Origin of the sequence: Haloarcula pelagica (assembly GCF_030127105.1) — an archaeon.
GTDB lineage: Archaea > Halobacteriota > Halobacteria > Halobacteriales > Haloarculaceae > Haloarcula > Haloarcula pelagica.
This window is the reverse complement of the sequence record NZ_CP126161.1, coordinates 374,676-388,328: the sequence shown is the minus strand read 5'-3', so window position 1 is coordinate 388,328 and position 13,653 is coordinate 374,676. Positions and strand designations below refer to the sequence as shown.

The window sequence follows — 13,653 nt, the reverse complement described above, 5'->3', positions numbered from 1 at the left end:
GGTATCGAGAACTCTCGGCCACGAACGGGAAACAATAGTTGTGGTTCGGAGACAGAGTGTGGGTCTTTCCGTAACATCCCCCCGTCAGGTTTAAATACAACTTGCTCGAACCACCCTACAGAGCGATGCCAAAGGTAGAGATAACGATCCCGGAGCATCTGGAGATGCAGATCGCTCAACTCGTCGACCAGGGTGAGTTCCTCAACCGCGAGGAGGCCATCGAGGATCTGCTGTCGACCGGGTTGAAGGCGTACAAAACGTCCGGGCCACAGGACGAGGAGGAGGAACCGGGCTTCGAAGAGGACGGGATGATGGGACACGACGACGAGTACGTCTTCTAACGACGCGGACGTGACACTCTGTCAGCTCTTCCCAAGTAATTCTTATACGCGTCCCTTCACATAGAGGAGACAACGATGCACAAAGACGAGCTTCTGGAGTTACACGAGCAGATGGTGACGATCATGCAGTACTTCCGCGACGAGATGGACTCCGTCGACCCGAGCCTCTTCGACCAGTACGACGAACTCGATGTCCGCCCGTCCGATGTCCACAAGTCGAAAAGCGAGCACAAACACGCCGTGTTCGTCCTCGGGAACGCCCTCGCGACCGCGATGAGCGAAGACGAGTTCTCCGACGCCGGCCGTGTGGGCAAGCGCATGAAGGAACTGGCCGAGGACGCCGAGCGGAAACTGTAGACGGGGCTGGCTGCGTCGAGACTCTCTTTCTCTCTATTCCGCGGACAGGTCGGTGAACAGCTCCGGATCCGTGCGGAACTTCAGAACGTTGTGGATGACGGAGTTCCGGACGTTCTGGACGAGGTCGCCGTGTTCCTTGTAGAACTCGTGGATCCACTTGGACTCGGCCTGCCGACTGGGGAACATCATCACCGACTTCCACTGGTAGGTCCCGTCCGAGAGGAAGTAAAAGAGCGTGTGTCGGTCGTCCCGGATCGAGACCATCGCGTCGTGCCAGGCGTCGGCGAAGTGTTCGGGGTTGAACTTGAACTCGAACAGCGCGAAGTTGAACAGCGACTCGTTGGGGACGATGGCTTCCCTGAACACCCCCTCGTCGCGCATCTTCCGGATGGACTCGCTGACGGTCACGTGGGAGACGCTGATCCCGTACTCTTCGTCCAGAATATCCGCCAACTCCCGCGAGGAGCGCTGTGGATCGGCTGCGAGCTCACGGAGGATGTAGACATCCCGCTCCCTGAACTCCCAGTCGGGCGTCTCAGATGTCATACGTTGACTGCAGCGTGGAGGATTGTGACCGTTTCGCTCGTCCGTGGCGGAGCCAGTCAGCGCCCCTCGAACTCGGGGCTGCGTTGCTCCATGAACGCGGTGGCGCCTTCCTCGTGGTCGGCCGTGGTGAACGCGATCCCCTGAGCAGTAGCCTCTCGGTCCAGGGCCTGCTCGAAGGACAGTTCGGTCCCACGGTCGAGCAGTCGCTTGGCCTGGGTCAGTGCGACCGTCGGGCCGGCCGCGATCTCCGCGACCATGTTGTCGACACCGTCTTCGAACTCCTCGCCCTCGAACAGCCGCGTGAAGATCCCGAGATCGCGGGCGGTGTCGGCGTCGAGCAGTTCGCCGGTGAACACCAGTTCCTTGGCCTTGTTCGGGCCGACGAGGCGGGGCAGGAAGTAGGACACGCCGGAGTCGATCGCCAGGCCGACCCGCCGGAAGCCAAAGCCGATCTTGGCGTCGGGGCTGGCCAGTTGCACGTCACAGGCCAGCGCCAGCCCGGCGCCTGCACCGTAGGCGGGGCCGTCGATAGCCGCCACCACTGGGAGCCGACAGTCGTGGACGGCCTCGATCGCGCCGTTGATCGCCGAGACGATGAGTTCGATGCGCTCGGCGACCGCGTGGTCGCTGGCGACCCCCTCGATCATCGCACTGATGTCCCCGCCGGCACAGAACGCCTCGCCGGCCCCCTGGACGACGACACAGCGGGCGTCGCTGTCTTCGATCTCGGCGAACGTGTCCGCGAGCGCCAGCGCCGTGTCTTCGGCGAGCGCGTTGCGCACGTCCGGGCGGTTCAGCGTGACGGTGGCGACCTCGTCGGCGAGTTCCAACAGTACTGGGTCGGTCGACATACTCTGGGGGAGTACCGGGGCCGGCAAAACGTTGGTGCCCCCACAGTGGTTTGGTAGTACCTTTTGAAGGGGCGGCGACGAGTGGTCTGTATGCGCCTCCACTGGCACCGGCGTGACCTGCGGGCGGCCGACAACGCGGGGCTGGCCCGCGCGAGCGCGGACGACACCGTCGTCCCCGTGTTCGTCTTCGATCAGGACGTGCTCGCTCACGGGGCTCCCCCTCGCGTGGCGTTCATGCTCGACGCTCTCGACAGCCTCCGAGAGTGGTACCGTGCGCACGACAGCGACCTGCTCGTCGCCCGGGGAGACCCACGCGAGGTCCTGCCCGACCTGGCACGGGAGTACGGTGCCGATGCGGTCACCTGGGGGAAAGACTACACCGGCCTCGCCCGCGAGCGGGACGCGGCGGTCCGGCGGGCGCTCGACGACGCCGGCGTCGAACGTGCGGCGGTCCAAAACGCCGTCCTCCACGAACCGGGCGAGATCACGACCAACGACGGCGACCCCTACAGCGTGTTCACCTACTTCGGCCGGAAGTGGCACGACCGCGAGAAGACCGACCCGTACGATCCGCCCGCGGCCGACGTGCTGGCGGACATCGACGGTGAGGCGCTCCCCCCCCGGGCCGACCTCGGGTTCGAAGCGCCGGAGGCGGACGTACCGCCCGCCGGAACCGACCACGCCCGTGAGCTACTGGAGGCGTTTCTGGAGGAGAACGTCTACCGCTACGACGACCGTCGGGACTACCCCGCCGACGAGTGCACCTCCCGACTCTCGGCCCACTTGAAGTTCGGTACCGTCGGTATCCGGGAGGTGTACGCGAAAACACAGGCGGCCAAGGACGAAGTCGAACCCGGGAGCGACCGCGAGGCGTCCGTTGAGGAGTTCCAGTCCCAACTGGCCTGGCGGGAGTTCTACACGCAGGTCCTGTTCGACCGCCCCGACGTGGTGACGGCCAACTACAAGGAGTACGAGAACGCGATCGAGTGGGACCACGACGAGGAGGCACTTCAGGCCTGGAAGGACGGCGAGACGGGCTATCCGATCGTCGACGCCGGGATGCGCCAGTTGCGCGAGGAGGCATACATGCACAACCGCGTCCGGATGATCGTCGCCTCGTTCCTGACGAAGGACCTGTTGCTCGACTGGCGCCACGGCTACGACTGGTTCCGGCGGAAACTGGTCGACCACGATACTGCCAACGACAACGGCGGCTGGCAGTGGGCGGCTTCGACGGGGACGGACGCCCAGCCGTACTTCCGTATTTTCAACCCGATGACACAGGGAGAGCGGTACGACCCGGACGCGGAGTACATCAAACGGTACGTCCCCGAACTCCGAGACGCGGGCGCGGAAATCATCCACGAGTGGCACGAGGCGTCGCTGACCCAGCGGCGGTCGGCCGCCCCGGAGTACCCCGATCCGATCGTCGATCACTCCACCCGCAGGGAGGAAGCGATCGAGATGTTCGAGCGAGCGAGAGGCGACGCGTAAGCGTCGGCTCTCGGCGGAACGGCGAGAGACGAGCCGTGAAGCGAACGGGAACGCATCGAGGCGGACACGGCGACAATCGCACAGAAAAAGCGAGTCCCGGCGGCCGCTTCCCACCCGACCGACATGTCGAGCGCCCGTCCGGACCGTGGGAGTATCCGGCGATGGCTGCCGGTATCCTACCGGTCAGAACCGCCGTACAGCAGTGGGTGCATGTGGCGTGGTAGCGTGGCGCTCCTAACGTTTAACACGGCTCCGGACCACTGTAGGGGTGGAGGAATTTCCTATGCCCGAACATTCCGAACCCGAGCTGCCACCGCTCCCGTACGACTACGACGCGCTGGAGCCACACATCTCCGAGCAGGTCCTCACCTGGCATCACGACACCCACCACCAGGGCTACGTAAACGGCCTCGCCTCGGCCGAGGAGACGCTCGCGGAGAACCGCGAGTCGGGTGACTTCGGCTCTTCGGCCGGCGCGATGGGGAACGTGACCCACAACGGCTGTGGACACTATCTCCACACGCTGTTCTGGGACAACATGGACCCCAACGGCGGCGGCGAGCCCGAAGGCGACCTGCTGGCCCGTATCGAGGAGGACTTCGGCTCCTACGAGGGCTGGAAGGGCGAGTTCGAGGCCGCCGCTTCGGCCGCCGGTGGCTGGGCGCTGCTGGTCTACGACCCCGTTGCCAAGCAACTGCGCAACGTGCCGGTCGACAAGCACGACCAGGGCGCGCTCTGGGGCGCTCACCCCATCATGGCGCTGGACGTTTGGGAGCACTCGTACTACTACGACTACGGTCCGGCCCGCGGCGACTTCATCGACGCCTTCTTCGAGGTCGTCGACTGGGACGAGGTCGCGGATCAGTACCAGACCGCAGTCGGGCACTTCGAGTAACTCCCCACCTGCATTTTTATCGGCGCTCCCCCGCCAGTGACGACCACGGCGACTCCGAGAGATTTACCCACCCGCTCGGCCAACCGGCGGGTATGCCTGCCGACAAAGCCGCGTTCGACGAGATCCTCCCCTTCCAGTTACACGAACCCGAAGACGTGCTCGATCCCGACAAGCTCTACACCATCCCGGAGCTGGCCCGCCTGCTCCAGGGCCTGCCCGCCGACGCCGAACTGAGCGACTTCAACGAGTCCGTCTTCATCGACTGGGCGATCCCGTGGATGATCTACAACCAGGACGCGCTCGTGTTCGCCGAACCGGACGACGAGGACGTTGTCGGGCTCTACGGGCTCGCGGAGTCATGAAGCTCCTCGTCGCCGGCGCGGACCGCGTCGACGCAGGGAAGACGACGTTCTCGGTCGGGCTGCTTTCCCACACCGGCGCACGCGGCTTCAAGCCCCGTGCCGGGAACAACTACTGGTTCGACCAGGACGACGTTGTCTACGCGACCGAGGAGGGCCGCTTGTTCGGGAAAGACGCCAAGCGACTTGCCGCGGCCTCGCCCGGTGAGGTGGTGCCAGAGGAAATCAATCCGATCCACCGGCTGTGGCACCCCTCGCCGGGCGGCGGCACCGGCATCCTCGGCCGCGAGGACCAGCAGTTCGTCGTCGACCGGGTCGGTACCGACGGGGACGGCGGGACCGGCGAGTTCGTCGTCAACGGCAGCGTCGACCTCCCGACCGCGTTGGCCGACCGCCTGGACCTGGCGGCGGCCCCGCGGGTGACCTCGCTGCCGGACTTCAACGACCTCATGGGCGCGATGCACGTCGAAGCGCTGGCCGACGTGGCCGAGGACATCGTGGCGGCCGACCGAGCCGTGGTCGAATCGTACGGCGACGTAGCGCGGCCGCTCCAGGGGTTCGAACCGGACGCCGTCGCGGTCGTCGAACCCGGTCGAGCGCGCTTCTACGACGGCCGCCGATACGCGAAAGCCTGCGAAGTCGCCACCGGCAGTCCCGAGGAGGGCCAACTCGAACAGCGCGTCGAGAGCGTCGTCGATCTCATCGACGCGGCGGGGGCGGTCAGGCTCCCGGCGCTCGACGGTGACACCCAGTCCGATCCGGCCGCCGTCGCCGACGCCTACGACCACGCCTACGACGCCCTGCTGGCGACTGCGTTCGACTGAGCCTGTCCGGGCGGACAGTGCGGCCGTAGCGACTCAGAACCGTGCGGCCTGCCAGGCCAGTTCGATGTCGTGATAGGGGTTGTCGGTGACACTCGGTCCGTGACCGGTGTGCATCTCGCCGAGGTCCTCGTCGACGGCGTCCAGCACGCGGTCGATACTCTCGACGAGCAGGTCACGGTCGCCCTCTTCGAGGTCGGTCCGGCCGAAACTCCCGTTGGCAAACACTAGATCGCCGGCGAAGAGGACGCTCGCGCCCTTCGAGTAGAAGCAGAGATGGTCGTTCTTGTGACCGGGGGTGTGCATCGCGCGGTAGTTGTCGTCACCGAGGGCGACCGTCTCCTCGTCCGCGATGGCGTGGTCGATCCCGTCCTGAGCGGTGTCGTACCCCCAGACATCGACATCGAAGGCCGCCGTCACGTCGTCGAGGTTCCCGACGTGGTCGTAGTGGGTGTGCGTGAGGACGACGGCGTCGAGTCCATCGGCGTGGTCCGCGACGGCCGAGACCACGTCGAACTCGTTGCCGACATCGACCAGTACTGTGCGGTCGCCGGCGACCAGAAAGACGTTGCTCGTAAACTCCTGGGCACCGCGTGCGAGGTTCCGAATCCGACTCATACTCGGTCCTTGGAGGGGGTGGGGAATGTCGCTGTCGTTACCCGAGGACGCGGCCCCGGCCGGTGACCCACAGGGCTTTGTAGGTGGATACTTTAACGGCATCAGTAGAGACGAATGTCAGACTCGGACCCCCCAGTGGTACTCATTGTCGAAGACGAACCGGATGTCGCGGAGACCTACAAGCTGTGGCTCCAGGAGGAGTACGAGGTCCGCATGGCACAGAACGGGGACGAGGGCCTCGAAATGCTGGACGAGTCGGTCGATGTCGTCCTGCTGGACCGGATGATGCCGGGGCTCTCCGGCGACGAGGTACTCGAACAGATCCGTGAGGGCGACCTCAGCTGTCGGGTCGCCATGGTCACGGCGGTCGAACCGGACTTCGACATTCTGGAGATGGGGTTCGACGCGTATCTCTCGAAACCGATCCGGAGCGCCCAGCTCCACGAGACGGTCGAGAACCTGCTGGAGCGGTCCGAGTACGACTCACTGTTGCAGGAGTACTACTCGCTGGTCGAGAAACAGGCCACACTCGAAGCGACGAAATCGAGCGCCGAACTCGCCGAGAGCGACGACTACACGGCGCTGACCGAGGAGATCGCCGGGATGAAAGGGGAACTCTCCGACGCACTTGGGGGTATCGAGGACGACGACGACTTCATCGCGACGCTCCGCGGGCTGAACGAGGGAGACGAGAACTGAGCACCTGACAATGTACGATCTCTCATCCGTTCTCGACTTCGACGCGCTCCGCGAGGTCCGGCCGGGGTCCAATATCCTCGTCTCCGGGCCCGCGATGAGCGGCAAGGAACGTCTGGCATACGAGATCCTGGCCGACGGCGCACGGAACGGCGACGGTGCGGTGGTCGTCTCGACGAGCGATCAGGCGGCGACGATCGTCAACGACTTCCGCGAACTCGTGCCCGAACTCGAAGAGTCCCAGCTCGGCGTCGTCGACTGCCGCGGGGAGGGCAGCGGCGACAGCGGCTCGGTCAACGGCGCGTACGTCCACCAGGTGTCCTCGCCCGGTGACCTCACCGGCATCGGGATCGGGATCACCAAAGCGCTCGAAGGACTCCACAACTCCGGGCGCGACCAGGGTCGACTGGCGCTCGTCTCGCTGTCGACCATGCTGACCTACACCGACAAGAAGACCGTCTTCAAGTTCTGTCACGTGCTCTCCTCGCGGCTGGACTCGGCGGGCTACATCGGCGTGTTCACGATCGATTCGGGGGCCCACGACGAGCAGACGCTCCAAGTCATCAAGCAGGCGTTCGACGGCCTCATCGAGATCCGCGACGCCGAGGGCGGGGGCCGAGAGGGTCGCGTCCTCGGACTCGCCGGCGAGCCGACATCCTGGAAAGAGATCTGAGTCTGCCACCGCGAGCACCGTTCGTCGTCGACCTTACCGCTTGTCGCCGAACCGTCTTCCCACGCGCCCGAGCACCTGCGCCGTCGGCAGCTCCCACCCACGGGTGACCGCCGTGAGTCTGAGTCCGACGGTCACGGCCGCACAGACGCCCGCGGCGAGTCCGCCCGAACCACTCGCGGTCACGACCACCCAGTACGTTGCGCCGCCGCCGATCGAACAGCTCGCGTAGAAGTCGTCGAAGAGGATGAACGGCGAGCGATCAAGCAGGATGTCCGCGAACGCGCCGCCACCACAGGCGTTGATCGCCGCCACCGCGACGACGCCGAAGGCCGAGACGCCCGCGTCGGTCGCGACGATCGCGCCCGCAGTCGTGAACGCCGCCAGACCGAGCGCGTCCGAGACGAGCGTGATCGGGTGTCGGTCGGGGCCGTCCAGCAGGACGCTGAGTCCGAGCGCTAGCGCGACTCCCAGCAGACCGAGGCTGATCTCGCCCATCGACTGGAGCGCGAGCGGCACTCGGTTGACGAGGACATCCCGGGTGGCGCCGCCGCCGAAGGCGGTCACCAGACCGACGACCGCGACGCCCAGCAGGTCGAACTCCTCGCGGATCGCCTTGGCCGAGCCCACGAGCGCGAACGCCACCAGGCCGATGGTGTTCATGACCGTGAACGGATCGGCCGGAAACGACCTGGCAACGACGGCGAGGAGGTCCTGTGGCACTGGATCGACAGTCGGCGCGGACCGTCTTGAGGACTCCGAAACGACCGCGGGCGGACAGTGAAAGCACCTAACTACCCGTGAGCCGAGTGTTCCGACGTGTCCCGTGATGACACCGGGAGACCGGTACGTCGGCGTACGCTGCTCTCCGCGCTCGGGGTTGGACTGACGACCGGCTGCCTCCAGTTAGAGGAACCCCCGGAGAGTGGGGCGACGACGGGGACAGCCGAGAGGGCGACGGCTGAGCCGGACGCGGCCAACACGGCCACTGGCACGGGGTCGGAAACCGGCGAGTCCTCGCCGACGGCCCGCTCGACACTCGAACCCCAGGCGGCCGGTAACGTCCGCTGGCGATACGAGACGGAGCCGCCGATCCGGGAACGCCCCGTGGTCGCCGACGGGACGGTGTACGCGACGACGGTCGGCGGGGAGGTTCTGGCACTCGGGACCGATGTCGGGACGCCGGAGTGGCGCTACGAGACGGGGATCGACAATTCGAACCTCCGCCACGCCGTCGCCGGCGATCACCTGTTCGTCGCTGGCGCCTTCGCGACGGAAGCCGTCGGACTCGCCGACGGACGCCTCGCCTGGGGGACCGCCAGCGGCACGAAGTACAAGCCCCTGGCCCGGGACGGGATCGCGTATCTGGGGTCTTCGACCGGCGAGGCGACGCTCCGGACCTACGATGTCGCCGCCGACGAGTTGCTGTGGTCGTTCACGACGGACGGCTCGGTCCGGGGGCGTCCCGCACTCGTCGACGGGACGCTCTACGCCACGGCCGGCGCACACGACGGTGACACGCCGGCCCCGATGTACGCGATCGATGCCGAGAGCGGCACACTGCAGTGGGAGACGACGTTCGAGGACCGGCTCCCGTCGAGTGTCGTCCCGTTCGACGGCCTGCTGTACATCACCGGGGAGACCGGAACGGTCGCGGCTGTCGAGCCGACCGACGGGAGCGTCGTCTGGCAGCGGACGATCGACGGCGTCCGCGGTGCGGCGGGCGCACCGGACCCGCAGTTCGACCAGGGCCGACTCTACATCGCCGACCGGGCGCTCCGGGCGTTGGCGCCGAAGACCGGCGAGACGCTGTGGACCTACACCGAGGATCGCTGGTTCAACCGCCCGGCGATCGCCGACGGTGCGCTGTACGCCACTCAGTACGACGGCGGTGGCGTTCACGTCGTCGACCCCGGGACGGGGACGAATCGAACGACCTTCGAGACGCCGCTCGACGAGCCCACTGCTCTCGCGGTCGGGCCCGAGACGCTGATCTGTGGCGATCGCACTGGCGATGTCGTGGCGATCTGGCGCTAACGCCGGGCGCTGATCTCGGTGACGTAGGCCGTGTGTTTGCCGGGCCAGACACCGAGGACGAATCGCAGTTCCGTACCGGGCGGGTAGTCACGCGAGAGAGTCGCGGTCATCGGCTCGCCGGGCGCCTTGCTCGTCGCGATCTGGTTCTGGTTCGCGTTACCCCGCCCCGGCGGAAAGAGGACGAGTCGGACCTGGCCGCGGTCGGGCTGGAAGTCCGGGGACTCCCAGGCCGCGCGGACACGTGTCCCGGCGGTCAGGCCGTCGACGGTCCGCGCGACACCCACGGCGCCCGGTCTGCCGTCGACGTGGAGGCGGACGCTGCCATCGTATTCCGCCGAGTGGCCGCCGTCCCCCTCGACGAGTTGGTACTGCGGGAACTCGCCGGCGCCGGGCTCTTTCGTGTTCCCCGTTCGAAAGCGAGTGTTCACGACCCACTCGCCGAGACCGTCCGGAAACGACGCCGTGAACGGTACTGACACCGGTGGCGTCTCGACGTTCGCGGGGAGTGTCTCGGGTGCCGGCGACGGCGTCGCCGTCTCGGTCGTCGCCGAGTCCGGTTCCCGTGTCCCCGTCGGCGTGGCCTCCGCCGCCGTGGACGCGTCGGTCGCAGCCTGAGCGTCCGTCTCACGCCCGGCAGTACCGGCCGTCTGTCGGAGACACCCACCCGCGCCGCTTACCACACCCAGCGCTGCCAGACAGAACGACCGCCGATCCATACGGTGGTGGTGTGTCGACTGCTACTTACCACTTTGTCTCACCGCCACGACCGGTCGGGTCGCCGGCTCCCGACCGAGCGAGTACGATCCCCGAGAGCGGACCGCTTCGAACCCGGACGCACGGCTCGTGGATCGGTCGTCGAAGGATGCTCCGTCAGGGATTCGAACCCTGGTCATCACCGTGAGAGGGTGATATGATTGGCCGGACTACACCAACGGAGCGTGCACTCTGTGGTAACGAGGAGGGACGTTTAACCATTGCGCTTCGGGCGTGCCCTGTGTGGGTTTCTCACTCCTCTTCGAACGGCGAACCGGCTGCGTCCGGCTCCTCGCCGGCGAGGCTGATGATGTTCTCGCGGCCGACACGGAGCTTGCTTATCTCGTCGTCGTCTTCCATATCCGACAGCAGCATACTGACTTTCGACTTCGACCAGTCCGTCCCGTCGACGATGTCGACCTGTTTCATCCGCCCGCCGTTCTCCCGGAGGAGTTTGAGCACGCGGTCGCTGTCGCTCAACAGTTCCTCGTCGGGGACCGCCGGCTCCTGTGCCTGTGCCGGCTCAGCCGTGTCCGGCGCCGGTTCGGGTGTCGCCGTCCCGCCGGCGTCGGTTCCGCCGTCGGAACCGTCCGAAACAGTCGCTCCCCGGCCGCCGAACCGCCAGACTGCGGCCCCACCGACCGCGAGGACGACCACCGCGACGACGGCGAACAGCCAGCCCGATCCGCCGCCGCCCTCCTGTGGCGTGGCCGCAGCCGTCCCGTCTGAGCCGTCGGTATCGCCCGTGCCGCCGCCGGTCGACTGCTGGGTCGTCGTCCGTTCGGGTGTCGCCGTCTCGGTGTCGACGACGGCCGATCTGACGCCCAGTTCGACGTAGGGGCGCCGGTCGTTGAACGACCGCTCACCCTCCCAGGTGACGGTACTGCTCCGGGCAAGCGAGTTCGGGTCGCTCCGGGAGTCGGGGGTCGGCCGGGCGTCGGTAAAGGCCAGGTCCGGGCCGCGTTCGACCACGAACGACTGGTTCGGGCCGATGTAGAACCCGCCCTCGAACACGTCGCTCATGACGACACGTTCGCCTCGCTCTCGTGTGAAGTTCGTCCACTGGAACGACATCCTGACCGCGCCGGTCCGCCGGACCGGATCGATCGACGCGGACCGCTGGAACTGCCCGGGTGTCATGGGCCGGCCGGTCCGGTTGCTGGCGAACTGCGTCAACAGCCCGGCCTGCTCGACGAAGTCGGCGTACAGCGGCGTCTCCGCCGACTCGAACGTCTGTGCGAACTCCTCGAACTGCCCTCGCTCAGACTCGTTTGCCAGCGGCGTCCGGTGTTCGATCGTCCAGCGCGCGGAGCCGTTCGCGTACGCCGTCACGCGGAAGGTCGTCTCGTCGAATCGCTCCGGCGTCTGCAGTCGTGATGGCTGTTGCTCGCCCGCTACGGCCGGGATACCGGCCAGCACGCTGACCACCAGAACTGCGACGACGACCACGACTGCCCGAGCAGACATCACAGTGTAACGACCCGAGGACACGACAAAAACACTGTGGCTTCGTCCATCTGAGCGTTGATCGTTCTGACACGAGAGTGGGGATTACCGCCGCTATCGAACGGAAGAATCCGGAGCGGGCGGCGGGTCAGTCGTCCTCGCAGCAGCCGCCGGCCTTCTGTCCGAAGTCGACGGCCAGCTCCTCTGAGACCATCTCGTTGAGTTCCTGCAGGCGCAGTTCGAGCTCGTTCTGTGCCTGGAGGTAGTCACTCATCACCGGCATGTCGTGGAGTTCCTGCTGGGCCTTCTGGAGGTTGCGCAGGTCCTCCTGTGAGGCCTGGCCGGTCTGGCGAGCCATCATGTACTCCTCGCGGATCTGTTCGAACTCCTGGATCGCCTCCTGGGCCTCCTCGTCGCTCTCGACGGCCTCTTTCGCTTCGGCGAATCGCTGGTAGACGGACAGCTCGGCGATCGCTTCGCCGAACTCGGTTGCGAGTTCCTCGACGCGGTCACCGGCCGGATCGGCGGCGGTGTCGGTCTCGATGCTCATCGCCGTGTGGTTGGGACTCGCGCGGTATAGGCCTGCCGAAACCCCGGGCTCGAAGCGCGGACGTTTTACGCGCCCAACGGGTATCCCTGTCCAATGAGCCAAGAGCGGACAGAGGGTGACCTCCGAAACACCGGTCTCTCACTCAAACACGATCGAGAGTGGGATTACGAACTCGACCGCATCGTCGAAGCGGTCCACGAACGCGACGCGGAGACGGTCGGCCTGCAGTTTCCCGAAGGGTTGAAACGCCGCGGCCCCGCCGTCGCCGACGATCTCCGGCGGGAACTGCCCGACAACGTGCAGGTGATGATCTCCGGCCAGCCCTGCTATGGCGCCTGTGACCTCGACACCTACATGATGCGCCGGACGGACGTGTTCGTCCACTTCGGCCACTCCCCGATGAAGGAGTCGGAGAAGATCATCTACGTCCCGCTGTTCTCGAACGTCGACGTGTTCCCGATCATGGAGCAGGCGTACGAGGAGCAACTGGCCCCGCCCGAGGAGGACGACGCCGTCGGGCTCGTCACCACGGCCCAGCACATGAACAAGTTCGAGGAGATGCGCGAGTGGCTCGAACAGCGGGGCTACGAGGTCCACACGCGCAAGGGCGACGCGCGGCTCACCCACGAGGGGCAGGTACTGGGCTGTAACTACGCCTCCGCCGACGTGGACGCCGACCAGATCCTCTACGTCGGCGGCGGGAAGTTCCACCCCCTCGGCTTGGCGATGGAACACCCCGACAAGACGGTCGTCATCGCGGACCCGGTCAACAACGCCCTGACGGTCGCGGACACCGAGCAGTTCATGAAACAGCGCTACGCCTCCGTCCACAAGGCGATGGACGCGGAGACATGGGGCGTGATCTTCTGTACCAAGATCGGCCAGGGACGGTGGGACCAGGCCCAGGAGATCGTCGAGAACAACGACGACGCCTACCTCATCACGATGGATGAGGTCACGCCCGACCGGCTGACCAACTTCGGGATGGACGCCTACGTCAACACGGGCTGTCCCCGCATCACGACCGACGATGGCCCGCAGTTCAAGCGACCGATGCTCACCCCGGGCGAGTACGAGATCGCGATCGGCGAGAAACCACTCGACTCCCTGGAGTTCGACACCTTCCACGGCACCTGGTAGGCCGAAGACTCGAACGCCCAACTGCGGCCGGTTCTCACCTTCGAAAACTGGGGGCGTAAGGTATTAACGGGGGGTCGTG

The 13,653-nt window shown here is 66.3% G+C and carries 17 protein-coding genes and 1 tRNA gene; 10 read left to right on the top strand and 8 right to left on the bottom strand.

Annotated elements, in window-relative coordinates:
- Positions 1-125: 125 nt before the first annotated feature.
- A complete protein-coding gene (locus P1L40_RS02125) occupies positions 126-341 on the top strand; it encodes a ribbon-helix-helix domain-containing protein (RefSeq protein WP_276220921.1) in 216 nt (71 codons plus the stop codon).
- 75 nt (positions 342-416) lie between these two features.
- A complete protein-coding gene (locus tag P1L40_RS02120; RefSeq protein WP_284009664.1) occupies positions 417-698 on the top strand; it encodes a UPF0058 family protein in 282 nt (93 codons plus the stop codon).
- Positions 699-731: 33 nt separating this feature from the next.
- Here the strand turns inward: P1L40_RS02120 and P1L40_RS02115 are convergent, their stop codons facing one another.
- Both P1L40_RS02115 and P1L40_RS02110 read right to left on the bottom strand, forming a co-directional pair.
- A complete protein-coding gene (locus P1L40_RS02115; RefSeq protein WP_284009663.1) occupies positions 732-1,244 on the bottom strand; it encodes a winged helix-turn-helix domain-containing protein in 513 nt (170 codons plus the stop codon).
- A gap of 56 nt (positions 1,245-1,300) precedes the next feature.
- A complete protein-coding gene (locus P1L40_RS02110) occupies positions 1,301-2,095 on the bottom strand; it encodes an enoyl-CoA hydratase/isomerase family protein (RefSeq protein ID WP_284009662.1) in 795 nt (264 codons plus the stop codon).
- A gap of 90 nt (positions 2,096-2,185) precedes the next feature.
- Between P1L40_RS02110 and P1L40_RS02105 the strand changes: the two genes are divergently transcribed.
- The 4 genes from P1L40_RS02105 to P1L40_RS02090 all read left to right on the top strand — a co-directional run bounded on the left by P1L40_RS02105 (position 2,186) and on the right by P1L40_RS02090 (position 5,667).
- Positions 2,186-3,589 (top strand): cryptochrome/photolyase family protein, encoded by a 1,404-nt coding sequence (locus tag P1L40_RS02105; RefSeq protein WP_284009661.1) that lies wholly within the window; start codon positions 2,186-2,188, stop codon positions 3,587-3,589.
- A 283-nt stretch (positions 3,590-3,872) separates the two neighbouring features.
- Entirely contained in the window at positions 3,873-4,484 is a 612-nt protein-coding gene (sod, locus tag P1L40_RS02100; RefSeq protein WP_284009660.1) for a superoxide dismutase, read from the top strand.
- A 92-nt stretch (positions 4,485-4,576) separates the two neighbouring features.
- The gene (locus P1L40_RS02095) at positions 4,577-4,846 is read left to right on the top strand and encodes a DUF5827 family protein (RefSeq protein WP_284009659.1); all 270 of its coding nucleotides are present in this window, start codon (positions 4,577-4,579) and stop codon (positions 4,844-4,846) included.
- A complete protein-coding gene (locus P1L40_RS02090; protein WP_284009658.1) occupies positions 4,843-5,667 on the top strand; it encodes an ATPase in 825 nt (274 codons plus the stop codon). Before P1L40_RS02095 ends, P1L40_RS02090 begins: the two co-directional genes overlap by 4 nt.
- 33 nt (positions 5,668-5,700) lie before the next feature.
- Here the strand turns inward: P1L40_RS02090 and P1L40_RS02085 are convergent, their stop codons facing one another.
- Positions 5,701-6,282, bottom strand: coding sequence for an MBL fold metallo-hydrolase (locus P1L40_RS02085; protein ID WP_284009657.1), 582 nt, complete (start codon positions 6,280-6,282; stop codon positions 5,701-5,703).
- A gap of 114 nt (positions 6,283-6,396) precedes the next feature.
- Between P1L40_RS02085 and P1L40_RS02080 the strand changes: the two genes are divergently transcribed.
- Both P1L40_RS02080 and P1L40_RS02075 read left to right on the top strand, forming a co-directional pair.
- Positions 6,397-6,981 (top strand): response regulator, encoded by a 585-nt coding sequence (locus tag P1L40_RS02080; protein WP_284009656.1) that lies wholly within the window; start codon positions 6,397-6,399, stop codon positions 6,979-6,981.
- A gap of 10 nt (positions 6,982-6,991) precedes the next feature.
- Positions 6,992-7,651: a DUF7504 family protein gene (locus P1L40_RS02075; protein ID WP_284009655.1), complete on the top strand. Its 660-nt coding sequence runs from the start codon at positions 6,992-6,994 to the stop codon at positions 7,649-7,651.
- 33 nt (positions 7,652-7,684) lie between these two features.
- Here P1L40_RS02075 and P1L40_RS02070 read toward each other — a convergent pair whose 3' ends face one another.
- A complete protein-coding gene (locus P1L40_RS02070) occupies positions 7,685-8,311 on the bottom strand; it encodes a trimeric intracellular cation channel family protein (protein WP_284011098.1) in 627 nt (208 codons plus the stop codon).
- 156 nt (positions 8,312-8,467) lie between these two features.
- Here P1L40_RS02070 and P1L40_RS02065 point away from each other — a divergent pair, with 156 nt between their 5' ends.
- Entirely contained in the window at positions 8,468-9,685 is a 1,218-nt protein-coding gene (locus P1L40_RS02065; protein WP_284009654.1) for an outer membrane protein assembly factor BamB family protein, read from the top strand.
- Here the strand turns inward: P1L40_RS02065 and P1L40_RS02060 are convergent.
- The 4 genes from P1L40_RS02060 to P1L40_RS02045 all read right to left on the bottom strand — a co-directional run bounded on the left by P1L40_RS02060 (position 9,682) and on the right by P1L40_RS02045 (position 12,434).
- Entirely contained in the window at positions 9,682-10,401 is a 720-nt protein-coding gene (locus P1L40_RS02060) for a hypothetical protein (protein WP_284009653.1), read from the bottom strand. The two genes, P1L40_RS02065 and P1L40_RS02060, sit on opposite strands and share 4 nt — an antisense overlap.
- Positions 10,402-10,548: 147 nt before the next feature.
- Positions 10,549-10,623, bottom strand: a tRNA-Glu gene (locus tag P1L40_RS02055).
- A 67-nt stretch (positions 10,624-10,690) separates the two neighbouring features.
- Positions 10,691-11,905: a helix-turn-helix transcriptional regulator gene (locus tag P1L40_RS02050; protein WP_284009652.1), complete on the bottom strand. Its 1,215-nt coding sequence runs from the start codon at positions 11,903-11,905 to the stop codon at positions 10,691-10,693.
- A gap of 127 nt (positions 11,906-12,032) precedes the next feature.
- Entirely contained in the window at positions 12,033-12,434 is a 402-nt protein-coding gene (locus P1L40_RS02045) for a YlbF/YmcA family competence regulator (protein ID WP_284009651.1), read from the bottom strand.
- A 93-nt stretch (positions 12,435-12,527) separates the two neighbouring features.
- On the opposite strand from P1L40_RS02045, the gene dph2 reads away from it, so the two are divergent.
- A complete protein-coding gene (dph2, locus tag P1L40_RS02040; protein WP_284009650.1) occupies positions 12,528-13,574 on the top strand; it encodes a diphthamide biosynthesis enzyme Dph2 in 1,047 nt (348 codons plus the stop codon).
- Positions 13,575-13,653: the final 79 nt, after the last annotated feature.

Excerpts from the sequence above, each read along its gene's own strand:
- P1L40_RS02125 (WP_276220921.1), top strand. The coding sequence starts at position 126 with ATGCCAAAGGTAGAGATAACGATCCCGGAGCATCTGGAGATGCAGATC.
- P1L40_RS02110 (WP_284009662.1), bottom strand. The coding sequence starts at position 2,095 with ATGTCGACCGACCCAGTACTGTTGGAACTCGCCGACGAGGTCGCCACC.
- P1L40_RS02120 (WP_284009664.1), top strand. The coding sequence starts at position 417 with ATGCACAAAGACGAGCTTCTGGAGTTACACGAGCAGATGGTGACGATC.
- P1L40_RS02095 (WP_284009659.1), top strand. The coding sequence starts at position 4,577 with ATGCCTGCCGACAAAGCCGCGTTCGACGAGATCCTCCCCTTCCAGTTA.
- P1L40_RS02115 (WP_284009663.1), bottom strand. The coding sequence starts at position 1,244 with ATGACATCTGAGACGCCCGACTGGGAGTTCAGGGAGCGGGATGTCTAC.
- P1L40_RS02090 (WP_284009658.1), top strand. The coding sequence starts at position 4,843 with ATGAAGCTCCTCGTCGCCGGCGCGGACCGCGTCGACGCAGGGAAGACG.
- dph2 (WP_284009650.1), top strand. The coding sequence starts at position 12,528 with ATGAGCCAAGAGCGGACAGAGGGTGACCTCCGAAACACCGGTCTCTCA.
- sod (WP_284009660.1), top strand. The coding sequence starts at position 3,873 with ATGCCCGAACATTCCGAACCCGAGCTGCCACCGCTCCCGTACGACTAC.
- P1L40_RS02050 (WP_284009652.1), bottom strand. The coding sequence starts at position 11,905 with ATGTCTGCTCGGGCAGTCGTGGTCGTCGTCGCAGTTCTGGTGGTCAGC.
- P1L40_RS02060 (WP_284009653.1), bottom strand. The coding sequence starts at position 10,401 with ATGGATCGGCGGTCGTTCTGTCTGGCAGCGCTGGGTGTGGTAAGCGGC.
- P1L40_RS02075 (WP_284009655.1), top strand. The coding sequence starts at position 6,992 with ATGTACGATCTCTCATCCGTTCTCGACTTCGACGCGCTCCGCGAGGTC.
- P1L40_RS02085 (WP_284009657.1), bottom strand. The coding sequence starts at position 6,282 with ATGAGTCGGATTCGGAACCTCGCACGCGGTGCCCAGGAGTTTACGAGC.
- P1L40_RS02080 (WP_284009656.1), top strand. The coding sequence starts at position 6,397 with ATGTCAGACTCGGACCCCCCAGTGGTACTCATTGTCGAAGACGAACCG.
- P1L40_RS02070 (WP_284011098.1), bottom strand. The coding sequence starts at position 8,311 with ATGAACACCATCGGCCTGGTGGCGTTCGCGCTCGTGGGCTCGGCCAAG.
- P1L40_RS02105 (WP_284009661.1), top strand. The coding sequence starts at position 2,186 with ATGCGCCTCCACTGGCACCGGCGTGACCTGCGGGCGGCCGACAACGCG.
- P1L40_RS02045 (WP_284009651.1), bottom strand. The coding sequence starts at position 12,434 with ATGAGCATCGAGACCGACACCGCCGCCGATCCGGCCGGTGACCGCGTC.